This window comes from Brucella sp. GW823-FHT04E01 (assembly GCF_058796175.1).
In genome coordinates this window covers 446,964-470,531 of record NZ_JBXAIK010000004.1, presented here as the reverse complement: position 1 = coordinate 470,531, position 23,568 = coordinate 446,964, and the positions used below count along the sequence as shown (strand labels likewise).

Genomic DNA, 23,568 nt, shown 5'->3' with positions numbered 1-23,568 from the left:
GTATACGGCTTGAGAAGCTTTTTTCGTGAAAGTGGTTCATGTCTTTGCCCGAAACCATCGCTCCGGCTCTGTCCGGAGCATTAGCCGCTCGCGGTTATAATACACTCACCGCCGTTCAAAACGCCGTTCTGGCGCCCGAAACGCTTGATGCCGATCTTCTCGTTTCCGCACAGACCGGATCTGGCAAGACGGTCGCTTTCGGCCTCGCAATGGCCAACACCATCCTCGAAGACGAGCTGCGTTTCAGCGATGCCGGTGCGCCGCTTGCCATGATCATCGCGCCGACGCGCGAACTGGCACTTCAGGTTCGCCGCGAGCTGGAATGGCTTTATGCCGATACCGGCGCGCGCATCGCATCCTGCGTTGGCGGCATGGATATCCGCACCGAGCGTCGCGCGCTGGAACGTGGCGCTCATATCGTTGTCGGTACGCCAGGACGTCTGCGCGATCATATTACCCGTGACGCTCTCGACATGTCGGAGCTGCGTGCTGTCGTTCTCGATGAAGCCGACGAAATGCTCGACATGGGCTTTCGCGAAGATCTCGAATTCATCCTCGGCGAAGCACCGGAAGACCGCCGCACGCTGATGTTCTCGGCAACCGTGCCGAAGCAGATTGCCCAGCTTGCCAAGCGCTTCCAGAACGATGCACTTCGCCTCACCGTCCAGAGCGAAACCAGCCAGCACGCCGATATCGATTATGTCGCCATGCCGGTGCCGCCGCATGAGCGCGACCACGCGATCATCAATACGCTGCTCTATTACGATTCACAGAACTCGATCATTTTCTGCTCGACTCGCGAAGCGGTGAAGCATATGGCAAGCCGGCTTTCCAATCGCGGCTTTGCCGTGGTTGCGCTGTCGGGCGAATTGAGCCAGGCCGAACGCAACAACGCCTTGCAGGCAATGCGCGACGGTCGTGCCCGCGTCTGCGTGGCAACCGACGTTGCCGCGCGCGGCATCGATCTGCCCAATCTCGACCTTGTCATTCATGCCGATCTTCCGAACAATCCCGAGACGATGCTGCATCGTTCGGGGCGTACGGGTCGTGCCGGTCGCAAGGGCACTTGTGTGCTGGTTGTACCGTTCTCGCGTCGCCGCACTGCAGAGCGCCTTCTGCATATGGCGAAGCTTGATGCGCAGACGGTTCCGGCACCAAGCATCGCTGCTGTTCAGGCCAAGACCAATGAGCGTATTTTGAATGCGGAAGTCTTCAACCAGCCGGTTGAGGAAGAATATCAGGATCTCCTGAAGGCGCTGACCGAGCGTTATACGCCGGAACAGATTGCCGCTGCTTTCCTCAACCGCGAAGTGGCTTCCTATCCGGCAGCGGAAGAAGTTTCCGATGCACCGGTGCATCCGGTTGGTGGCAAGAAACCCAGAGATCGTTTTGAAAAAGGCGAACGTTCTGACCGTGGCGACCGCTTCGAACGCGGCGAGCGTCGTGAGCGTGGCGAGCCGGGCGAACGTTTCGACCGCAATGCACACTTTGACGGCGTTTGGTTCTCGGTTTCTGCCGGTCGCAAGCATCGCGCCGATCCGAAATGGCTGCTCCCGCTCATCTGCAAGGCGGGCGATGTTTCAAAGCGCGATGTCGGTTCGATCAAGATTTTCGACAATGAAACCCGCTTCGAAATCACGGCTTCTAAGGCCGATGAGTTCCGCCGTTCGGTCGAAGAACGCGGCACCGGTGAAAAGGGTCTTGTGATCCGCACTGCCGTTGCAGGTGCAGGCGGTGACGCTGCTCCGCGCGAAGGCAAGGGTGGTTTCAAACCACGCGGCGACAAGTCCAAGGAAGGCGGCTTCCGGGATGGCTACAAGAGCGACGGCTATAAAGGCGACCGCTCGAAAGGCGACAAGTGGGACAAGCCACGTGATTTCTCCCGTGGAGACGACTTCAAGAAAGATGGCTTCAAAAAGGGCGGTAAAAAGCCTGAAGGCGGCGGTTACAGCAAGAAGCGTCGCGGCGAGTAAATAACCACGATAAAAGAAAAGCCCGCTAAATAGCGGGCTTTTCTTTGGGTATTATAAAACCCCGAGAAGCTTTCCGGCTTTTCGGGGTTTGTGTTTTTTAAACGTCCAGATTGGCAACGCTCAGCGCGTTTTCCTGAATGAACTCGCGCCGTGGTTCCACATCGTCGCCCATCAGGCGCGAAAAGAGTGAATCGGCATCGGTCGCATCCGTCACCTTGACCTGCAGCAGCGAACGCACGTTCGGATCGAGCGTGGTTTCCCAAAGCTGTTCGGCGTTCATTTCGCCCAAGCCTTTGTAGCGCTGCAGGGTCAGGCCCTTGCGGCCCGTCGCAAAGATTGCGTCGAGCAGGCCCATCGGCCCGGAAAGTGTCTCCACCTTGTCCTTGCGGCGCAGCACAGGCGGCTCGGCAAAGACCTCTGACAAGCGTGAAGCCACGCGGTCGATCTGACGGGCATCGGCAGAACCGAGCAATGCCATGTCGAGAATGGCAATGTCCTTCACGCCGCGCACCATGCGCTCAAAGCGATAGCCGCCATCTTCTGTCACATGTGCTTCCCAACCACGTTCGGTTTCTTCCGAGATCATGTCGAGACGCTTTGCAACAGTATCGGCGGAACGCTGTGCGGTTGCATTGTCCCTTGATGCATCCGGATGCAGGAGCCCCGCGATGGCAGCCTGCTCCACCACGCGACGGTCATAGCGCGTGTGAAGACCCGCCAGAAGCTGACGCATGGTGCGTGCATCTTCCACCACCGAACGCAAGTCAGGCCCGGCGCGAACTTCGCCGCTTGCCATTTCCAGCGTGGCTTCTTCAAGACCTGTCTCAATGAGGAAGTCTTCGAAGGCAGCCTCGTTCTTGATGTATTGCGAGGACTTGCCACGCGAGACCTTATAGAGCGGCGGTTGGGCGATATAGATATGGCCGCGCTCGATCAGTTCCGGCATCTGCCGGAAGAAGAAGGTTAGCAGCAATGTACGAATATGCGCGCCGTCGACGTCAGCATCGGTCATGATGATGATCTTGTGATAGCGCAGCTTGTCCGGGTTGAAACCGTGCGTTTCATCCTTGCCGATTGATGTGCCGAGCGCAGTAATCAGCGTGCCAACCTGATCGGACGAGATCATGCGGTCGAAGCGGACGCGTTCCACATTGAGGATCTTTCCGCGCAGCGGCAGGATGGCCTGGTTCTGGCGCGAACGACCGCTCTTTGCGGAACCACCTGCCGAGTCACCTTCGACGATGAAGATTTCAGACTTGGCCGGATCGCGCTCCTGACAGTCGGCAAGCTTGCCGGGCAGGGACGTTACGCTCAGATTGCTCTTGCGGGTGATGTCGCGGGCCTTGCGGGCAGCTTCACGGGCAGCGGCTGCCTGAATGACCTTTTCAACCACGACCTTGCCACCAGCCGGATGTTCTTCCAGCCATGTCGAAAGCGCTTCGTTGACGAGGCTTTCCACAACCGGGCGAACTTCCGAGGAAACCAGCTTGTCCTTGGTCTGCGACGAGAACTTCGGATCAGGAACCTTGACCGAAAGAACGGCGGTCAGGCCTTCGCGGCAGTCATCGCCGGTCAGCGTCACCTTTTCCTTTTTGGTCATGCCCGAAGCATCGGCATAGCCCGTCACCTGACGGGTCAGCGCGCCGCGGAAACCGGCCAGATGCGTGCCGCCATCGCGCTGCGGGATGTTGTTGGTGAAGCACAGCACCTTCTCGTGGTAGGAATCGTTCCACCACATGGCGACTTCAACCGTCATGCCGTCTTTTTCACTGCGGATATAAATCGGCTCTTCCAGAAGTGATTTCTTGCTCTGGTCGATATATTTCACGAACTCCACAAGCCCGCCGTCATAGTGCAACTCATGCTCGACCACGTCCGCATGGCGGCGGTCGGTGAGCTTGATGCGAACGCCGGAATTGAGGAAGGCGAGTTCGCGCAGGCGGCGCTCCAGCGTATCGAAATCGAATTCGACCATGCTGAAGGTATCGGGCGAGGGCAGGAAGCTGACTTCCGTACCCGTCTCCGCACCGGCATCACCGGTTACCACGAGTGGGGCATCGGCCACGCCATGGGTAAAGCTCATCTCATGAATCTTGCCGGCACGACGGATCTTCAGCTTCAGCCAGATCGACAGCGCGTTCACAACCGAAACGCCAACTCCGTGCAGACCACCGGAAACCTTGTAGGAGTTCTGGTCGAACTTACCACCGGCGTGAAGCTGGGTCATGATGACCTCGGCTGCTGAAACGCCTTCTTCCTTATGGATGTCGGTCGGAATGCCACGACCATTATCGGTCACGGTGCAGGAGCCGTCCGGGTTGAGGGCGACGGTGACAAGCGTGGCATGTCCTGCCAGCGCTTCGTCGATCGCATTGTCCACGACCTCGTAGACCATATGATGCAGGCCGGAGCCGTCATCCGTGTCACCGATATACATGCCGGGACGCTTGCGAACAGCATCCAGGCCTTTCAGAACACGAATGGAATCCGCGCCATACTCGGCGGGGGCTTCGGAATTCATCTCGGGCATCTCGCTCATGAAAATCTTTCGAAAAACGCGCTGCGAATGCAGCTTCAAAGATATGTCGAATCACGCGACAAACATGGCTTTAATATAGGTGCTAAAGGCTTTTTTTCCAAATTTTGGCGGTAAATTTGCCGGGGATTCCGGCAGTTGGTTCATATGAGAACAGTACCGGTGCCGCTTGGCTTCTGGAACCGCCACAATTGACGCTTATATCGGGTTTGACGGGGGCGTTCTCGACCTGTTTTATGACGAAAGGAACGCTTGATGGAAATTGCGAACGTCATGAGCGAAAGACCGGTTCCATTTGTGCCGCCCGCACCGCGCCCGCGCGAAAAGCCGGTGGGGCGTTTCGAGATGATGCGCGTCGTTTACAAGAACCCGCTCGAGCTTTGGGGTGAACCTTCCTATAACGAGCGGTGGATTTCCGTCAGCTGGTTCGGCATGAAAACCATCATCGCCAATGATCCGGGGCTGATCCGCCATGTGCTGGTCGACAATGCAGCCAATTATCCCATGTCCGCCATTCGTCAGCGCGTGCTGCGCCCCTTGTTGCGCGACGGCCTGCTGACGGCTGAAGGCCAGGTGTGGAAGCGGTCGCGAAAGGCCCTGGCGCCGGTTTTTACCCCGCGCCATATCGGCGGCTTTGCCGAGACCATGCGTAACCGCTCGCTCCAGTTCGTCGAGCGATACAAGACCCCCGGTACGATTACCGATGTCGCCCATGACATGACGCTCCTGACCTATGATATTCTGGCGGAGACGCTGTTTTCCGGCGAGATCGCAGGCGATCCAAACGATTTCGCACATCAGATCGACAAGCTGTTCGAGACCATGGGGCGGGTCGATCCGTTCGACCTTCTGGGGCTGCCCGACTGGTTGCCGCGTCTCACACGTCTGCGTGGACAGCAATCGCTTGGCTTCTTTCGTGAGCTGGTCTCAAACACCATCGGGCTGCGTAAAACGCGCATGGACAGGCAAGAAGACGTGCCGAGCGACTTCCTTACCCTGCTGTTGCGGGCCGAAGGACCAGACGGCCTGAGCCGCTCCGAGATCGAGGACAACATCATCACCTTCATTGGCGCCGGTCACGAGACGACCGCTCGCGCGCTTGGCTGGACGCTCTATCTGCTCGCCAAGGCGCCGCACGAGCGTGAACGTATCGAAACGGAAATTGACGGCTTTTTTGCAAAAGGCGGTCGGGATCTGCCGCCGCAGGAATGGCTGGCATCGCTGCCTTTCACGCGCGCGGCTTTTGAAGAGGCGATGCGGCTTTATCCGCCTGCGCCGTCGATCAATCGCGAGGCGGCGACCGACGATACTTATGACGATCTGAGAATCCCGAAGGGCGCGACCGTTCTGGTCATGCCATGGGTCATTCATCGTCATCGGCTCTACTGGAGCCAGCCGGACGCCTTCATGCCTGAACGCTTCTGGCCCGAAAACCGCGACAGGCTGGACCGTTTTCAATATCTGCCATTCGGTGCTGGCCCGCGTGTCTGCATCGGTGCAAGCTTTGCCTTGCAGGAGGCGGTCATTGCACTGGCCATCCTGCTTGACAGGCATCGTTTCGAGGTGCTGGAAACGACGAAACCGTGGCCGGTGCAGAAGCTCACCACCCAGCCGCAAGGCGGTCTGCCGATGAAGGTGGTGAAGCGTTAACTAGCTCTTGAGGCGTTCGGCGTGCCATTTCAGATGGTCGTCCATGAAGGTCGATATGAAGAAATAGGAGTGGTCATAGCCCTCGCGCATATTGAGCGTGATGGGAATGCCTGCCTTCTTGCAAGCCTCTTCCAGAAGCCACGGACGCAAGCCATCATCGAGAAAACCGTCTGCGGTACCCTGATCGACCAGAAATTCCGGGAACCGATAGCCGTCTTCGATGAGCAGCGTGGCGTCATAGGCGCGCCAAGCCCGTTCTTCCGGTCCGAGATATTTTTCCAGTGCCGGTCTGGACCAGCCTGCAGTAGAAGGTTGGACGATGGGTGCAAAGGCGGATGCTGACTTGAAGCGATCCGGGTTCTTGAGCGCAATGGTCAGCGCGCCATGTCCGCCCATGGAATGGCCGGTGATCGCCTGTCGCGACATATCGAGCGGGAACTCGCGTCCCACCAGATCGGTCAATTCCTTCGTGATATAGCTATACATCTGATAGTTTTTGGCAAATGGCTCCTGCGTGGCATCGACGTAGAAACCAGCACCTTTGCCGAACTGCCAGTTGTCCGGCTCATCCGGAATGTCATCGCCGCGCGGGCTTGTATCTGGGCAAATGACGGCAATTCCCAGCTCTGCGGCCATTTGCCGATATTCGCCTTTGTCCATGACATTCTGATGCGTGCAGGTAAGGCCGGAAAGATACCAGAGTACCGGTACCGGACCGTCTTTTGCCTGCGGCGGCAGGAAGACGGCAAAGGTCATGTCGCACTGGTTCGTCTCGCTTTTGTGGCGATAGACGCCTTGCATCCCGGCGAAGCTCTTTGCGGTCGAAATGGTTTCCATAGGTATTTCTAGCTCCCAAGCGCGACGATGACATTGACCGCCGCAGCCACAAGTACGGTATTGAAAGCGAAGGATACGATGGCGTGCATCGTATTGATCTGGCGCATGACGGTGATGGTGATGTTGGTGTCGGATGTCTGTGCTGCCATACCGATCACATAGGCGAAATAGACGAAATCCCAGCCGCATGGCTCGGTCGTGCCCGGAAAGTTAAGCCCGCCGCGCGGCACTTTTTCGCCTTTTCGGGCATCTTCGGTTTCAGCTTTCACGGCCACTTCCGTTGACTGCGGCTGCCAGTAGAGATGGGCATAATGCAGCGCTGCCATCATATGAATGGTCGCCCAGCCGAGTGGTACGGCGGAAATGGTGACCGCAAGATCGAACCAGTGTGGGGTATTTTGCTGGTTGATGAGCATGAACAGTGCAAAAACTGCACTGATCACGGCCGCAAGTACGATCAGGAAGATGATCCATGCGGGTTCATCGCTTGAGGCGGCGTGATTACGCAGGAATTGCGATGTCAGGCGCGGCATGCGCCAGAGTGCGGTGATCAGATAAGTCAGGAAGAACGCGCTGGCGGCGATGGCGATCACAAGGCTCGGCCTGAAAAGCAGCGCTAGAACGATGGATGTCAGGGAGACTATCAATGCCAGATAAAACGGCCGGTGGCGCTGATATGGCAAGCGTGACAGCATGGCGCTCCTCATGATTTTTATTATATCACGCCGATATTATCTGCGATTCAAGCCGCATATCCACATGCGGTATGCCATCTTCTAGATACTCTTCAGAAATAGCCACGAAGCCGAACGAACCATAGAATTTCTGCAAATGGCTCTGTCCGCCAAGTTCGACCGCTATGCCCGGAAAACGGGCATGAGTGAAATCGATTGCCTCTTTCATCAGGCGCTGGCCAAGCTTGTAACCGCGATAATCCGGCGCCACGACGACGCGCCCGATTTTCACCGGCTTGCCAGCCTGTTCAGGTGGCAGAACTCGCAGCGATGCTGCAAGTTCCTCGCCGTCGAGAATGCGCAGGTGAAACGCCTCGAAATCCTTGCCGTCGATTTCCGGGTAGGGGCATTTCTGCTCCACCACGAAAACGTCCACGCGCAGCTTCAGCATCGCATAAAGCGCGCGCGGGCTCAGATTGTCGAGTTCATCCCATTGGGAAACGAGAAGCTTTTCACTCATCAGTAGACAATCACCGAACGGATGGACTTGCCTTCATGCATCAGGTCGAAGGCCTTGTTGATTTCATCTAGCGGCATGGTGTGGGTGATCAGATCGTCGATGTTGATCTTGCCGTCCATGTACCAATCGACGATTTTCGGCACATCCGTGCGACCGCGTGCGCCGCCGAATGCGGTGCCTTTCCAGACGCGGCCTGTGACCAGCTGGAACGGACGTGTGGCAATTTCCTTGCCCGCTTCCGCCACGCCGATGATGATCGATTCACCCCAGCCGCGATGGCAACATTCCAGCGCCTGACGCATGACGTCGGTATTGCCGGTAGCGTCGAACGAATAATCCGCGCCGCCGTCGGTCAGGTCCTGAATGGCCTGCACCACCTTGTCATTGCCGATTTCGCGCGGGTTGACGAAGTCGGTCATGCCGAATTTCTTTGCCATTTCCACCTTGGCCGGATTGATGTCGACCCCGATGATCTTGTCGGCGCCGACCATACGGGCACCCTGAATGACATTGAGGCCAATGCCGCCAAGACCGAACACTACGACATTGGAACCCGGACGAACCTTGGCGGTATAAATCACTGCACCGATACCCGTGGTCACGCCGCAGCCGATGTAGCAGATCTTATCGAACGGCGCGTCTTCACGCACCTTGGCAACCGCGATTTCCGGCAGAACGGTAAAGTTCGAGAAGGTCGAGCAGCCCATATAATGAAACACTTCGCCGCCATCGCAGGAAAAGCGCGTGGTCTTGTCCGGCATCAGGCCCTGGCCTTGCGTGGCGCGGATCGAGGTGCAGAGGTTCGAGCGCTGCGACAGGCAGGTTTTGCACTGGCGGCATTCCGGCGTGTAAAGCGGGATCACATGATCGCCCGGCTTGACCGAGGTCACGCCTGCGCCCACTTCGCGAACAATGCCCGCGCCTTCATGGCCAAGAATCGCCGGGAATTTGCCTTCGGAATCGAGACCCGAAAGGGTGTAGGCATCTGTATGGCAAACGCCCGTCGCCATGATTTCGACCAGCACTTCGCCAGCCCGTGGACCGCCAATCTCGACTGTTTCGATGGTGAGCGGCTTTTTCGCCTCCCACGCAACGGCTGCGCGTGATTTCATGACGATGTTTCTCCCTTTCAGTCTATCTTAGAGCAACGCACTCATTTGAGGTAGGTGCGTAGAATCCGCATGATTTCGTCGATTTGTGTATCGGGATCAGCTTTGGTTTCCTGCCCAAAGGTCTCGCGAAAATGGCTTTCCAGCACTTCCGCCATCAACCCGTTGGCCGCACCGCGCAGTGCTGCAATCTGCTGCAACAATGCCGCGCATTCCGTGCCAGCCTCCACCGCACGCTCCAGCGCTTCGGCCTGTCCGCGAATGCGACGCAGGCGAGTCAAGGCACGCTTCTTGTCTTCCGGTGAATGCGGCATGGAAACTCCCGATTTCAGCGAAATCTATATACTCTAGGGGAGTATGTCAATTGTTGGTTGCCAGCCGCAGATGCAGGAGTGGATAGGGGCGTCCCTGGTCGTCTGTCTCCGAACGCCCGGTTTCGACAAACCCCATATGCAGGTAGAAGCCGACACCCTGCAGGTTTTGCTCGTTCACATCGACTGTCAGCGGACTGCCGAGCGTTTTTGCATGCGCTATCATCTGTTTGCCGATGCCTTTGCCGCGCTGATCAGGTGCGATGAACAGGCTATCGATATGATGCTCGCTCATGCCCATGAAGCCGACCGGCTTGCCAGCGTCCTCAATAAGCCAGACTTCGACGTTCGGCAGATATTGCTCGGCCACCAGCTTTTCGATTTCCAGAAAATCATCGCGGCTCAGGAAGTCATGCGTAGCGAGAACGCTGGCGCGCCATATTTCGGTCAACGCAGGCGCATCGGCCTTGTTCGATTTTCGAATATGGATCATGTGCGTTCCCTGTGTGATAAGCACGAAAGTGGAAGCCTTATCTGACGGAAATTATTTTGACGAGCCTGCCTGATCTTCCTGTGACACGAATTCTGCCTCAGCTGGATGAGGCATTGGCGCATCATGCGAGCGCAGTCCTTGTCGCGCCGCCCGGTGCGGGCAAGACGACACTGGTGCCTATTCATATGCTGAACGCGGACTGGCGCAAGGATGGCATGATCGTGCTGCTTGAACCGCGTCGTTTGGCGGCACGGGCAGCCGCTCGCCGCATGGCGCAGCTCCTGGGCGAGGAACCGGGTGAAACGGTCGGCTACCGGATGCGCCTTGAAAGCAAGGTATCAGGGAAAACCAGGATCCTCGTCGTCACCGAGGGCGTCTTTGCGCGCATGATCCTGGACGATCCAGACCTCAAGGGTGTCGCCGCAGTCCTGTTTGATGAGTTCCATGAACGCAGTCTCGATGCGGATTTTGGACTGGCGCTGGCGCTGGATGTGCAGGCAGCCTTGCGTGACGATCTCAAAATCCTTGTCATGTCGGCAACGCTTGATGGCGCTCGCGTGGCTCAACTGTTGGGTGATGCGCCGGTGATCGAAAGTGAGGGGCGCGCTTATCCCGTCGATATTCGCTATCGCGATCGCAAGGCGGATGAACGGGTCGAGGACGCCATGGTGCGTGCGATCCGTGATGCGCTGGCAGATGAAACCGGCAGCATCCTCGCCTTCCTGCCGGGGCAGGGCGAGATTGAGCGCACGGCAGCAAACTTGGAAAAATTCCTGCCTGCCAATATCATTCTGGCGCCGCTTTACGGTGCAATGGAAGGCCGTGATCAGGATGCGGCAATCAAACCTGCACCGGCAGGCCACCGCAAGGTGGTGCTGGCGACCTCGATTGCAGAAACCTCCATCACGATTGATGGCGTGCGCGTGGTGATTGATAGCGGGCTTGCACGCCAGCCGAAATATGAACCGGCCACCGGCCTCACCCGGCTTGAAACCGTGCGGACTTCGCGTGCGAGCGCCGATCAACGTGCCGGCCGTGCGGGTCGTACCGAGCCGGGCATTGCCATTCGCCTCTGGCATCAGGGGCAGACCGCGTCGCTCCCCGCTTTTTCACCACCGGAAATTCTGGAAGCTGATTTGTCAGGCCTTGTGCTGGATGCGGCTGCGTGGGGTGTGACCGATCCGGCAACATTATCGCTGCTCGACAAACTGCCGGCACCTGCGCTCAAAGAAGCCAAGGCGCTGCTTATGCGGCTCGGTGCGCTGGATGAAGCGGGACGCCTGACTGCGGATGGCGAGGCCATGCGTGCGCTGGCCCTTCCTGCACGTCTGGCACATATGGTGGCCGAAGCAGGCAAACGTGGCGAGGTGCAGAAGGCGGCTGAACTCGCTGTGTTGCTGACCGAACGTGGTCTTGGCGGCAATGAAACCGACCTCGACACCCGTATGTCACGGTTTCGCAATGACCGTTCGGATCGTGCGCAGCGTGCAAAAGGACTGGCGAGGCGGCTTGCCGCAAATGTCCCGAACAAGGGCGAAGCGGCAGGCTCAAGCGTAGGTCGGGTGCTCATCGATGCTTATCCGGACCGCATAGCCAAGGCTCGCGGGCAGATGGGGCAGTTTCTTCTGGCCAATGGACGTGGCGGCGAGGTCGATCCCGCTATCAGCCTCAGCAGGGCGGCATGGCTTGTGGTTGCCGATATGTCTGGAAGAGCGGGCCGCGCCCGCATTCTTTCTGCCGCGGAAGTTTCGGAAACCGAAATCCGCGCAGCCCTTGGTAACAGGATCGAAAGTGGACGACAGGTCGTCTATGACGCGGAAAAGAACGCCCTGCGGGCTCGTGAGGCTGTGCGCATCGGCGCGATTGCTCTCTCTGAAAAGCCGCTCGCCGCTCCTTCGGGAGCTGCCGCCGACGAAGGCGTAATTGCCGCCGTGCTTGAACATGGCCTCGATATTCTGCCATGGGGCAAGGAGGCCGACACTTTGCGCCGTCGCCTTGGCTGGCTTCATCGCGGCCTTGGTGATCCGTGGCCTTCGATGGATGGCGACCATCTCGTCGAAAGGCTGGACGATTGGCTGCTGCCCTTCCTGACGGGCGAAGCGCAACTTGACCGCATTCCCGGGCACGTGTTGAAGAACGGTCTGATGAGCCTTGTACCCTTCGATCTGCAGCGTAGTGTCGACCAGCTTGCGCCGACGCATTTCGAAGTGCCGACCGGATCAAATATTCCGATCCGCTATGACGCCGAAGAGCCGGTGATCGCAGTTCGTGTACAGGAGCTTTTCGGTCTTGGGGTGCACCCGGCCATCGCCAATGGCAAGGTGCCGCTCTTGCTGGAACTGCTTTCTCCAGCTCATCGTCCGATCCAGATCACCCGCGATCTTCCCGGCTTCTGGAAGGGATCATGGGCGGATGTGCGCGCCGACATGCGCGGACGCTACCCGAAGCATGTCTGGCCGGAAGACCCGGCCAATGCGGAAGCGACGCGTCGCGCCAAGCCACGCGGAACCTGATTCCAACCTGCGACCGGATAACGCAGTTCCGCTTGCGTTGAGACCCGACCTTGTCTCATAAGGAGCGAGTAGAGGGACTCATGCACGCAGAATTCGAGAATCGCGCTTCCAATCTTTCGCGCCGCCCGCGCCTGACCACGTTGATACGTGTGCGCTGGCTGGCCATCGCCGGGCAGACCGCCGCCGTCATGTTCGTGGCGCTCTATCTGCAATTTCCTTTTGCAGTCGGTATCTGTTTTGCTCTGATCGCCTGTTCTGCATGGCTCAACCTTTATCTGGCCTTCCGTTTTCCGACCAACCACCGGCTCAATCCGGCGGCGGCAAGCCTGGTTCTGGCGTTCGACGTTCTGCAACTGGCAGGGCTGCTCTATCTCACTGGCGGCTTGCAGAATCCTTTCATCATTTTGATGATCGTACCCGTCATTATCTCGGCGACGTCGCTTTCGGCTCGTCATACGCTGGTACTCGCCTTGCTGGTGGTTGCCTGTACGTCGGTGCTTACCATCAGGCACGAACCGCTGCCCTGGTATCCGGGCGAAACGCTGGACCTGCCGTTTCTGTTCGTCATCGGCATCTGGTGCGCCATTATTTCGGCGCTCGGATTCACTGGCGTTTACGCCTATCGTATCGCCGAGGAAGCGCGTCAGCTGGGCGATGCATTGAGCGCTGCCGAACTTATTCTCCAGCGTGAACAGCATCTGTCGGCGCTGGATGGTCTGGCTGCCGCAGCCGCCCATGAATTGGGCACACCGCTGGCAACGATTGCACTGGTGGTAAAGGAAATGCAGCGCGCCCGCACCACCGATCCGGGCCTTGCCGAAGACATCGCCTTGCTCCATTCCCAGACCCAGCGCTGCCGTGAAATTCTTCAGCGGCTGACCAGTCTTTCCTCGGAGGGCGAGGAACACATGTCGCGCCTGCCGCTCTCCTCTCTCATCGAAGAGGTGATTGCGCCGCACCGCAACTTCGGTATCACGATTGACGTGCAGAAGACGGAAGGTCCGAAACCGGAACCCGTCACCCGGCGCAATCCCGGCCTTCTCTACGGTCTCGGCAATCTGGTGGAAAATGCCGTCGATTTTGCACGTGGTACGGTCAACGTGACCTGGGGTTGGACCGACGGTAATGTGAGCGTGACCATTCAGGATGATGGCGAGGGGTTCAAGCCGGAAATCCTCGACCGTATCGGCGAGCCCTATATGACGAGTCGCGACAATACGCGGAACGGCGGCGGACTCGGCCTTGGTCTGTTCATCGCCAAGACTCTGCTGGAACGCTCAGGCGCGCATATCACCTTCCGCAATCGCAACAATCCCGGACAGGGCGCAGAAGTGAAGGTGGTGTGGCCGCGTTCAGCATTCACATCAGGCTGAAGAAGGATGCAGCATGACGATTCCGCTTGAAATCCAGAGGGCGACGGAGGAGTTCGACAAGTTTCTCCATATGGCTCGGGATGAGGCAGGGCTCGCTACACGCAATCAGGCCTATACGATGGTGGAAGCTGTGCTGCTCACCTTCCGCCACCGGTTGGAGGTCGATGAAGCGATTCGCTTTGCCACGATATTGCCACCCGTTCTTCGTGCGGTTTTTGTAGCAAACTGGGATATTGGCGAAATTAAACGGCCATTTCAGAACCGACAAGTCTTGACCCGTGAAGTGCAATCTCTGCGCAAAGATCATAATTTTGCACCGGATTCAGCTATTTACGATGTTGCCAAGGCGCTGCGTGCGCATATCGATCAAGTGGAGCTCGACAGCTTTCTGGCTGGGTTATCCGCCGAGGCTCGGCAATATTGGGCCATCTGAGCAAAGGACTGCGGCTTACGCACGATTTTGCTATCAATTCCTTGTGTCCATTTTTAAAAATATTCTGAAAATACAATGGCTTGTATTATTCCTGTGTATGGGCGAATGCTGAAATTGCTTCAACAATTCAATGGCTATTTGACTTTTTGACGCAGGGGTATCAATAAGGAAAGAAAAATACAGGCAGGAAGCACCCGATGGACGACTTGAAGCAGGAAGACACCGAAGCCATAGGCAACGATCCGACCCTCCTTCTGGTTGATGACGACAAGCCCTTTTTGCAGCGCCTTGCCCGCGCCATGGAGAGTCGGGGTTTTCAGGTGACAACTGCGGAATCGGTTGAGGAAGGCATTGCTGCCGCCAAGGCCGCCGCCCCGGCCTATGCGGTCGTGGATATGCGCCTCGGCGACGGCAACGGCCTCGACATCATAGAAGCTATTCGTTCGCGCCGTGCCGATACGCGCGCCATCGTTCTCACCGGATACGGCAATATCGCAACTGCTGTGAACGCTGTTAAGCTCGGCGCAATCGACTATCTGTCGAAGCCTGCCGATGCGGATGAGGTCTTCGCAGCATTGACCCGCCGTCCCGGCGAAAAGGTTGCGCCGCCGGAGAATCCGATGTCTGCCGACCGGGTTCGGTGGGAACATATCCAGCGCGTCTATGAAATGTGCGAACGCAATGTCTCCGAGACCGCACGCCGTCTCAACATGCATCGCCGTACATTGCAGCGCATTCTGGCCAAACGCGCGCCTCGTTAACTTGGGCAGCTAAATCAATCTATTTCTGTCTCGGGTACATCGAGACCCGCAAGTTCGGCGATTGTCAGGCGGGCGGCGCCCGCCCGCGCAAAGCGTAGCATCAACGCCTTTCGGGTTGCGCCGGGCAATTTATGTTCTGGCGCATCACGCATAATTTCCGCCCCATATCCATCAGAGAGAATGAAGCCGCATTCCTGCGGAAATATTTCGCGCGGCACCGCCGGATGAGTGGCGAAGAACAGCCGGTCGCAGTAAGCGCGATATTCGGGCCATTTGTGATCTGCTTTCCAATCCTCGATCGACGATTTGATCTCCACGATCCAGATTTCACCCTTGCGGTTGACCGCCATCAGGTCGGCGCGCCTGCCGGATGCCAGCGGCAGTTCAGGCAATGTTGCAAGCCCCATTTCCAGAAAAAGACGCTGCACGCCACGCCGCACCAGCATGGCGTTGTCCGACTGTCGGCCGTCGGAAAGAGGATGGGTCTGGTTGGGAATCACGATTGGCATGGGCGCATTTTGTGCGTGGATTCAGATCGAAACAATCGGAAAACTGGGACGAGCCGTACGAAAACCGCGCTACCAAGGCAAACATGGCCAAAAAATGTCTTATTCAAGGAATTTTCAATTTACGGTTAACGCCTGGTTAACAATACTACCGCATCTTCGACAAGAATGAGCGATTCGCTTCTATCTCCGGCCCATCGTGGTCCCATTGACGGAATGAACCAATCTGGGGGAATGCATGAATTCTCGCGTCCTTAAATTGACGACGGCTCTTTTTCTGGCAGGTGCATTGGCAGGCTGCTCGACCGTAGGCGGCACTTTCTATACTGCCTCCTATTCTTCGGTCACCGACGCTGGCTATGTCGTCCCGGCCATCCCGAGTGAAAAGATCCAGGCGCAATATCGCCGCCAGATCGTCAAATATCCAACGGACGAAGCCCCCGGCACGATCATCGTCGATACGCGGGAAAAGTTCCTCTATCTCATTATGCCGGAAGGCAAGGCCATGCGTTACGGCATCGGCGTCGGTCGTGAAGGATTTGAATGGTCCGGTACGGCGCGCGTTGCCATGAAGCGGGAATGGCCGACCTGGACGCCGCCTTCCGCCATGATCAAGCGCCAACCGGAACTGGCAAAATATCGCAACGGCATGGACCCCGGCCTGCGCAATCCGCTCGGCGCGCGCGCTCTATATCTCTACAACAAGGGTGGCGACACGGGCTATCGTCTGCACGGAACGCCGGAATGGTGGTCCATCGGCAAGGCAATGTCTTCCGGCTGCATCCGCCTCATGAATCAGGACATCATGGATCTTTACGACCGCACCGAACAGGGTGCCAAGGTCATCGTGAAGCAGTAAGTCCAGATGATGACAGATATGAAAAAGGCCGCTTCAAGCGGCCTTTTTCTTTACAAGTCTCAGCAAGGTCAGATCTGTTCGACCTGCTGCACTTCCGGCACGAAATGGCGCAGGAGGTTCTGAATGCCGTGCTTCAGCGTTGCAGTCGACGACGGGCAACCAGAGCATGCACCCTTCATGTTCAGGAACACGGTGCCGTTCTCGAAACCGCGGAATGTGATGTCGCCACCATCCTGTGCAACTGCCGGACGAACGCGGGTCTCGATCAGTTCCTTGATTATCTCGACGGTTTCGGCATCGGCTTCATCGAAAAACTCTTCTTCGCCATGAGCGGCGGCAGCGTCTGCATTGCTGTTGCCAGCCATTGCAGGTGCGCCCGACATGAAATGTTCCATGATCGTGCCAAGAATGGCGGGCTTCAGATGCTGCCACTCGCCGTCTTCCTTGGTGACGGTGATGAAGTCATAACCGAAGAAAACACCGGTCACGCCCGGAACCGAAAAAAGCTTGGCTGCGAGCGGCGATGTGTTGCCCGCGGTGGAGGCATCGCGGAAATCGGCGGTACCTTCCGGCATCACGACCTTGCCGGGAAGAAACTTCAGGGTCGCCGGGTTGGGCGTGGTTTCAGTCTGGATGAACATGCCAGTTGTCCCGCTTTCAGATTTTGGAACGATTCTCGTAAGCGCAGATACTCATGGACGCAAGTACTGTCCCGATGCTGCGTGTATCAGTTGTCATCAATATAGGGTGATTAGGTCACCGCATCAATGTCATCGTCGCTCATACCTGCCGGAATGACCGTAACCGGGATCGGGAACTGGGAGCGGCTGGCCAGCGATTGCACGAGAGGGCCGGGGCCTTCCTTGCCCGAACCGGCAGCCAGAACCAGAATGGCGATGTCCTGATCTTCTTCGATGAGGCTAATCAACTCCGAGGCGGTTTCGCCCTCACGGATGTTGATTTCCGGCTCGATGCCCTGGGCTGCACGCACAGTTGCGGCGAATTTTTCCAGCGCTGCGCGAGCACGTTCCTGCGCTTCGGAGCGCATGATTTCGCCGACGCCCAGAATTTGCTGGAAATCAGAGTCATCAATCACGAAAAGCAGGATGAGAGAGCCGCCCGTATTTTTTGCACGGCGCGCGGCATATGCAACGGCGCGCCCGCATTCGGGCGTCTCATCGATGACGGCAAGAAACTTGCGGCGGTGACCGGCTTCCCGGCTAAGTCGTTTTGATACCATGGCCGCAATTTGCCATCGGGATTGACCGTCTGCAAGCTGACATTTGGTAGGTACTTGAAGATCGGATGATGATTTTCAAGTGAAGAGCGGCGGCAGCAAAAATGTTGCCGCTCGCTTGATCATTGAGAAGTTTAGTTCTGCAGCCAGCCGACGATGTCGCGAACATGGCGCATGGTCTGTTCGGCAATCACGCCAGCCCGCTCACCACCGTCGCGCAGAACGCTGTCGATGTAAGCCGGATCAGCGACCAGACGGCGCATCTCATGAGTGATCGGCGAAAGCTTTGCCACCGCGAGATCGGCAAGTGATGCCTTGAATTCGGAGAACTGGCGTCCGCCGAATTCGTTGAGCACATCTTCCTTCGATTGAGAGGAAAGTGCTGCATAGATGCCAACCAGATTATCGGCTTCCGGACGACCGGCGAGACCGTCGAGCTCGGTGGGCAGGCCGTCCGAGTCGGTCTTTGCCTTGCGGATTTTCTTGGTGATGGTCTCTTCGTCGTCGATCAGGTTGATGCGCGACAGATCGGACGGATCGGACTTCGACATCTTCTTGGTGCCGTCGCGCAGCGACATGATGCGCATGGCAGGGCCGGAGATCATCGGTTCCGTCATCGGGAAGAAGCCGGAAACCTGCTCGTCACCAACCTGCATATCCACGCCCACGCCGAGCGAAGCGATGCGATCCGAATAATCGTTGTTGAATTTCTGCGCGATGTCGCGGGTCAATTCCAGATGCTGCTTCTGGTCCTCACCCACCGGCACTGCGGTTGCGCGATAAAGCAGGATGTCGGCGGCCATCAGACTTGGATAAGCGAACAGGCCGAGCGAAGCGTTTTCGCGGTCCTTGCCTGCCTTGTCCTTGAACTGGGTCATGCGGCTCATCCAGCCGATGCGCGCGATGCAGTTAAATACCCATGCCAGCTCTGCGTGCTGCATGACGCGGCTCTGGTTGAAGACGATGCTTCTCTTCGGGTCGATACCGGCAGCAAGGAAAGCCGCGGTGACTTCACGGGTCGATTGCATCAGTTCAGCCGGATCTGGCGAAATGGTCAGCGCGTGCATGTCCACGACGCAATAGATGCATTCCTGCGTTTCCTGAACCTCGACCCACCGCTTGATCGCCCCAAGGTAATTGCCGAGGTGAAGATTTCCGGTCGGTTGGACGCCGGAGAAGACAAGCGGTTTGAACGTGCTCATGGCTTTATCCTAAAAAAGTTAGCCCCGCCGGTGGAGAGCGGGGATTTTGAATGCTGGTCTTTTCGCAGAGACGCAGCCGCCTTTCAAGCTTGAATTATTGCTCGCTTTCAGGGGCTTTCTTTGCCGCGCCGCGCTTGATGTTGCGACGGATCATTCCCGTATTGGCGCCACCCAGACCGAAGGCCAAACCGAAATAGACCACCATTGCCGCAACAACGATAGCGGTGACGGTTCCCGCCCGCAGAGCAAGCGGCGCTGCGGAGGAAAGTTCGTAGGCAAAATGGCCGATGGCATAGTGGATTCCGAATGCCATGATCGCGGCAGCGATGAGGAGACGCGGAATACGGGTGAGCAGCGGAATATCGCGTCCCCAATGGCCGCGCTTCACGAGCATGGCGAACAGCAGGATAGCGTTGACCCATCCGGCAACGATTTCAGCCGTGGCGATGCCGGTCGGACCGAAATGCGGGAAAAGCGTGATGGCAAGCGAGACGTTCACCGCCACCGAAATGGCGGCGAAGATCATCGGTGTGCGGGTGTCTTCTCGGGCAAAAAAACCGGGAATGAACGCCTTGATCAGCACGAACGCGGGCAGGCCGAGGCCGTAGATGGCCAGAATATTGGAAACGACAAGCGTGGAATCCGGGCTGAACTTGCCGCGTTCGAACAGAAGCCGGACGATAGGTTCCGACATGACCAGAAGAGCGGCAGCGGCTGGCAACGTTAGAAACAAGGTGAACTCAACCGAGCGGTTCTGAAGGTTCGACGCTTCTTTCATGTGCCCGCCACGCAGCGCGCGTGACAGTTCCGGGAGAAGCACGGTTGCGACGGCGATGCCGACGACGCCGAGCGGAAGCTGATAGATGCGGTCCGCATAGACGAGCGACGATACCGCGCCTTCCATGCCGGATGCGATATTGGTGTTGATGAGCAGGTTGATCTGCGTGATGCCGCCGGTGATCGCTGCGGGCAGTGCCAGCACGAGAAGCCGTTTGACGTTCGAGGTCAGACGTGGACGGCGGAAGCCGATCTTGATACCTGCATTGCGCACGGCGATCCACACAATGGCAAGCTGGACCAGACCTGCAGCCATCACGCCCCACGAAAGGCCATAGCCGACCGAAAGCGCGTCATAGCCACGCCACCACGCGAAAGCCAGAACCCCGATCAGGATGATGTTGAGGAATACCGGCGCAATGGCCGCTGCAAAATAGCGATGCAGCGAATTCAACATCCCGCCCATCATCGCCGCCAGCGACATACAGGCGAGATAGGGGAACATGATAACGGCGAGACGCACCGTATTGTCGAACTTCACCGGATCGTCGGTGAAACCCGGTGCAATTATCGTCCGTACGATGAAGGGCATCGAAAGTTCCATCACGATGGTCAGGAACAGAAGCACCGTGAAGAGAACGCCGAACACTTCTTCGGAAAAACGGCGCGCGCCGTCCATGCCGTTCTTTTCGATTTCCTTGGCAAAAAGCGGCACGAAGGCTGAATTGAACGCGCCTTCGGCAAACAACCGCCGGAAGGTATTTGGAAAACGGAAGGCGGCGTTGAAGGCGTCGGCTACCGGACCGGTGCCGAGCGCTGCCGCCATGAACATCTCGCGCGTGAAGCCGAAAATGCGGCTCATCAGCGTTCCGGACGCGACCGTGGCGAACTTTTTGACCAAACTCATTTACTGAAAAACCTATGCTGCGGCCTGAGATGAGCGGCCGTTTGTCTTGCTGCCATTTTCGCCGCTGAGAACACCAAGCAGCTTGCGCCTGATATTGCCCTGACGGGTGGCGTTTGAAATCTTGTGGCCCACAAGGTCAGTCACATAAAAACTGTCGATCACTTTCTCGCCGAAGGTGGTGATATGAGCCGATGCAATATCCAGCGAAAGGTCGGAAATAAGGCCAGTCAGTTCTGAAAGCAAACCGGGCCGGTCCAGACCTTCCACTTCAATGACGGTAAACTTGTTCGAAAGCGTGTTGTTGATCTCGACTCGCGGTTCCACCTTGAACGCCTTGGCGGCCCTCTTCGGCTTGGTGCGCTTGGCCAGCACGTCCGGCAGATGGGCCTTGCCGGACAAAACATCCTCAATGACCTTGCCGACGCGTTCGGCACGGCGGCGCTCGTCGTCATCAGTGTCGAACTCGCGGCTGATGAGAATGGTATCCAGTGCGCGCCCGTCGCCAGTGGTGAAAATCTGCGCGTCGACAATGTTGGCGCCAGCTGCTGCGCAGGCACCGGTGATGATCGACAACAGGCGCGGATGGTCAGGCGCCAGTACCGTGATTTCCGTAACCGCCTCGAAAGTATGCGGCTTGGCCATGGTGGCCAGCGCCCGCTCGTTGCGGTCGGCTTCGCGAATGAAATGGGCGTGCCGGACCTGATCCTCGAGGCTGACAGTCAGGAAATAGTTGGTGTAATGAAGCGCCAGGTATGCATCGCGCTTGTCCTTCGGCCAATCAGAGAGCCGGTCCGCCAGCGCCTCTCGCGCCTGATGGTCGCGGTCGGCACGGGACAATTCCGAAAAGCCACCGGTCAGGACCAGTTCGGTTTCGTAGAAGAGCGTACGCAGAAGCTGGCCCTTCCAGCCATTCCACACGCCGGGACCAACCGCCTTGATATCGCAGACGGTCAGGATCAGGAGGAGCTTCAACCGCTCCATGGTCTGCACGGTGTCGGCGAAGTCGATGATGGTCTTGCGATCGTTGAGATCACGTGACTGCGCGACCATGCTCATGGTCAGATGTTCGCGCACAAGCCATTCAACGGTTTCTGTTTCGGTAGGGGTAAGACCCAGCCGTGGTCCCAGCCTGCGGGCGATGCGTGCACCAGCAACGGAATGATCTTCCGGGCGCCCCTTGGCGATGTCGTGCAAGAGCAGCGCCACATAAAGCAGGTTGCGGTCGCGCTTGACTGTCGTGATGAGGTGGTTTGAAAGCGGATGTTCGTTTTCAAGCTCACCATGCTCGATTTCCGACAGCACGGCGATGCAGCGTAGCAGATGCTCGTCCACCGTATAATGGTGGTACATGTTGAACTGCATCATGGCGACAATCTTACCGAAGTCAGGAATGAATTTTCCAAGCACGCCGGATTCGTTCATACGGCGCAGGATGAGTTCGGGATTGCGCGGCGAGGTCAGGATTTCGAGGAAAAGCTTGTTCGCTTCGGGATTCTCACGCAGATCGGAATTGATGAGTTTCAGTGAGCGCGTGAGGCTCTGCATTGCTTCGGGGTGAAATTCCAGCCCGTGTTTGTCGGCCAGATGGAAGAGGCGGATGATATTGACCGGGTCTTCCTTGAAAACGTCTGGCCGTGCGATGTTGATGCGGTGATTTTCCGAAACGAAGTCGCCGTCAGCGGAAAGCTTACGCTTGCGTCGCGAGAACGTAAGGAAAATGCGGTTGAAGCCCGGTACATGCTTGGCCTGCTGCTCCTCCAGCGCTGCGCTGATGATGCGGGTGAGATCGCCCACATCCTTGGCCACGAGGAAGTAATGCTTCATGAAACGTTCGACATAGTTCTGGCCGGGATGCGCCGTATAGCCAAGGCGTTGGGCGATTTCCGGCTGGATGTCGAAGGAAAGGCGTTCTTCTGCCTTCAACGTCGCGAAATGCATGTGGCACCGCACCGCCCAAAGAAAATCTTCCGCCTTGTTGAACAGCTTCAGCTCGGCTCGTGACAGAACGCCGAGCTTGACCAGCTCTTCTTTCGTTTTGACACGGTAAAAATATTTGGTGATCCAGAACAGCGTATGCAGGTCGCGCTGGCCGCCCTTGCCTTCCTTGACGTTCGGCTCAACCAGATAGCGGGTTTCGCCTGCCTTGCGGTGGCGCTGGTCGCGCTCGGCAAGCTTGGCCTGGATGAATTCCGGGCCGGTATCCTTGACGATTTCCTCGTCGAAGCGGGTAACAAGCGTTTTGAAGAGCTCGCGATTGCCGGTGAGAAACCGCGCATCGAGAATTGCCGTGCGGATCGTCATGTCTTCGCGCGAAAGCCGGATGCACTCATCGATGTTGCGCGTGGAATGGCCGACTTTCAGTCCCATGTCCCACAGCATGTAGAGCATGTATTCGACAACTTGCTCGCCCCAGGGGGTCTGCTTGTAGGGCAGCAGAAACAGAAGATCGATATCTGACCCCGGCGCCAGCCCGCCGCGCCCGTAACCGCCGACCGCGACGATAGCCATGTTCTCGGCCTTCGACGGGTTGATCATCGGATAGGCTTTGGTAGTGGCGAATTCGAACAGCGCCTCGATCAGCGTATCCATGAGAAAGGACAGACGTTTGGCGCAGAGCGTGCCGCCGCCATCCTTCATCAGCATGCCTTCGGCATTGGCGCGACCGCGCACCAAAGCGTCCTTCAGAGCCTGAAGCACCACTTTTCGCACGGTAGGACTGGTGTAGTTTTCGTCCGTGGAATCCGCCAGTTCGTTGAGCTTGCGGCGTAGCGTCTCGGGATTGACGATCTCTTCCAGCTTAAGGTCGTGTGCGCTCATGCGGCATGTAGATCCGGTTTGCGGAGAAAAGGATAGTGGACGATGGCTATCCTATAGCCGCTTTTATGGATGATGAATAT

Annotated in this window: 20 protein-coding genes; 7 read left to right on the top strand and 13 right to left on the bottom strand. The window is 57.6% G+C overall.

Annotated features, from left to right (window positions below; translation table 11 throughout):
- The first annotated feature begins 38 nt into the window (after positions 1–38).
- Positions 39–1,973, top strand: coding sequence for a DEAD/DEAH box helicase (locus AC1RHM_RS17375; protein ID WP_010657974.1), 1,935 nt, complete (start codon positions 39–41; stop codon positions 1,971–1,973).
- A gap of 97 nt (positions 1,974–2,070) precedes the next feature.
- On the opposite strand, the gene gyrB is transcribed toward AC1RHM_RS17375, so the two are convergent.
- Positions 2,071–4,512: a DNA topoisomerase (ATP-hydrolyzing) subunit B gene (gyrB, locus tag AC1RHM_RS17370; protein WP_010657975.1), complete on the bottom strand. Its 2,442-nt coding sequence runs from the start codon at positions 4,510–4,512 to the stop codon at positions 2,071–2,073.
- A gap of 252 nt (positions 4,513–4,764) precedes the next feature.
- Between gyrB and AC1RHM_RS17365 the strand changes: the two genes are divergently transcribed.
- Positions 4,765–6,159, top strand: a complete 1,395-nt coding sequence (locus AC1RHM_RS17365; protein WP_010657976.1) for a cytochrome P450 — start codon at positions 4,765–4,767, stop codon at positions 6,157–6,159.
- On the opposite strand, the gene fghA is transcribed toward AC1RHM_RS17365, so the two are convergent.
- The 6 genes from fghA to AC1RHM_RS17335 are packed head-to-tail and all read right to left on the bottom strand — an operon-like array spanning position 6,160 to position 10,103.
- Positions 6,160–6,996, bottom strand: coding sequence for an S-formylglutathione hydrolase (gene fghA, locus AC1RHM_RS17360; RefSeq protein ID WP_010657977.1), 837 nt, complete (start codon positions 6,994–6,996; stop codon positions 6,160–6,162). It abuts the gene before it with no gap.
- Between the two features lie 8 nt (positions 6,997–7,004).
- Entirely contained in the window at positions 7,005–7,691 is a 687-nt protein-coding gene (locus AC1RHM_RS17355) for a DUF1345 domain-containing protein (RefSeq protein WP_010657978.1), read from the bottom strand.
- 25 nt (positions 7,692–7,716) lie between these two features.
- Positions 7,717–8,190: a GNAT family N-acetyltransferase gene (locus AC1RHM_RS17350; protein WP_010657979.1), complete on the bottom strand. Its 474-nt coding sequence runs from the start codon at positions 8,188–8,190 to the stop codon at positions 7,717–7,719.
- Positions 8,190–9,302: an S-(hydroxymethyl)glutathione dehydrogenase/class III alcohol dehydrogenase gene (locus AC1RHM_RS17345; RefSeq protein WP_010657980.1), complete on the bottom strand. Its 1,113-nt coding sequence runs from the start codon at positions 9,300–9,302 to the stop codon at positions 8,190–8,192. The genes AC1RHM_RS17350 and AC1RHM_RS17345 overlap by 1 nt, the downstream gene beginning before the upstream one ends.
- A 41-nt stretch (positions 9,303–9,343) precedes the next feature.
- Positions 9,344–9,613 (bottom strand): metal/formaldehyde-sensitive transcriptional repressor, encoded by a 270-nt coding sequence (locus AC1RHM_RS17340; RefSeq protein ID WP_010657981.1) that lies wholly within the window; start codon positions 9,611–9,613, stop codon positions 9,344–9,346.
- Positions 9,614–9,659: 46 nt separating this feature from the next.
- Positions 9,660–10,103, bottom strand: coding sequence for an acetyltransferase (locus AC1RHM_RS17335; RefSeq protein WP_010657982.1), 444 nt, complete (start codon positions 10,101–10,103; stop codon positions 9,660–9,662).
- A gap of 56 nt (positions 10,104–10,159) precedes the next feature.
- Here AC1RHM_RS17335 and hrpB point away from each other — a divergent pair, with 56 nt between their 5' ends.
- The 4 genes from hrpB (at position 10,160) to regA (ending at position 15,183) form a co-directional block, all read left to right on the top strand.
- On the top strand, positions 10,160–12,616 hold the full coding sequence (hrpB, locus tag AC1RHM_RS17330; protein WP_010657983.1) for an ATP-dependent helicase HrpB: 2,457 nt from the start codon (positions 10,160–10,162) through the stop codon (positions 12,614–12,616).
- Between the two features lie 80 nt (positions 12,617–12,696).
- The gene (locus AC1RHM_RS17325; RefSeq protein WP_010657984.1) at positions 12,697–13,989 is read left to right on the top strand and encodes an ActS/PrrB/RegB family redox-sensitive histidine kinase; all 1,293 of its coding nucleotides are present in this window, start codon (positions 12,697–12,699) and stop codon (positions 13,987–13,989) included.
- 13 nt (positions 13,990–14,002) lie between these two features.
- Positions 14,003–14,422, top strand: coding sequence for a DUF2267 domain-containing protein (locus AC1RHM_RS17320; protein ID WP_010657985.1), 420 nt, complete (start codon positions 14,003–14,005; stop codon positions 14,420–14,422).
- Positions 14,423–14,619: 197 nt separating this feature from the next.
- Positions 14,620–15,183: a global response regulator transcription factor RegA gene (regA, locus tag AC1RHM_RS17315; protein WP_006465866.1), complete on the top strand. Its 564-nt coding sequence runs from the start codon at positions 14,620–14,622 to the stop codon at positions 15,181–15,183.
- Between the two features lie 14 nt (positions 15,184–15,197).
- On the opposite strand, the gene AC1RHM_RS17310 is transcribed toward regA, so the two are convergent.
- A complete protein-coding gene (locus AC1RHM_RS17310; protein WP_010657986.1) occupies positions 15,198–15,692 on the bottom strand; it encodes an MmcB family DNA repair protein in 495 nt (164 codons plus the stop codon).
- 235 nt (positions 15,693–15,927) lie between these two features.
- On the opposite strand from AC1RHM_RS17310, the gene AC1RHM_RS17305 reads away from it, so the two are divergent.
- Positions 15,928–16,548: a L,D-transpeptidase gene (locus AC1RHM_RS17305; RefSeq protein WP_010657987.1), complete on the top strand. Its 621-nt coding sequence runs from the start codon at positions 15,928–15,930 to the stop codon at positions 16,546–16,548.
- A 68-nt stretch (positions 16,549–16,616) separates the two neighbouring features.
- Here the strand turns inward: AC1RHM_RS17305 and AC1RHM_RS17300 are convergent, their stop codons facing one another.
- From AC1RHM_RS17300 to AC1RHM_RS17280, 5 genes are all read right to left on the bottom strand, one after another.
- Positions 16,617–17,189 carry a NifU family protein gene (locus AC1RHM_RS17300; protein WP_010657988.1) on the bottom strand — a complete coding sequence of 191 codons (573 nt, stop codon included), beginning with the start codon at positions 17,187–17,189 and terminating at the stop codon, positions 16,617–16,619.
- Positions 17,190–17,299: 110 nt separating this feature from the next.
- On the bottom strand, positions 17,300–17,788 hold the full coding sequence (locus AC1RHM_RS17295) for a universal stress protein (protein ID WP_010657989.1): 489 nt from the start codon (positions 17,786–17,788) through the stop codon (positions 17,300–17,302).
- Between the two features lie 131 nt (positions 17,789–17,919).
- Entirely contained in the window at positions 17,920–18,987 is a 1,068-nt protein-coding gene (gene trpS, locus AC1RHM_RS17290) for a tryptophan--tRNA ligase (RefSeq protein WP_010657990.1), read from the bottom strand.
- A 94-nt stretch (positions 18,988–19,081) separates the two neighbouring features.
- Positions 19,082–20,671 carry a murein biosynthesis integral membrane protein MurJ gene (gene murJ, locus AC1RHM_RS17285; protein ID WP_010657991.1) on the bottom strand — a complete coding sequence of 530 codons (1,590 nt, stop codon included), beginning with the start codon at positions 20,669–20,671 and terminating at the stop codon, positions 19,082–19,084.
- 12 nt (positions 20,672–20,683) lie between these two features.
- Positions 20,684–23,488, bottom strand: a complete 2,805-nt coding sequence (locus AC1RHM_RS17280; protein WP_010657992.1) for a [protein-PII] uridylyltransferase — start codon at positions 23,486–23,488, stop codon at positions 20,684–20,686.
- Positions 23,489–23,568 lie beyond the last annotated feature (80 nt).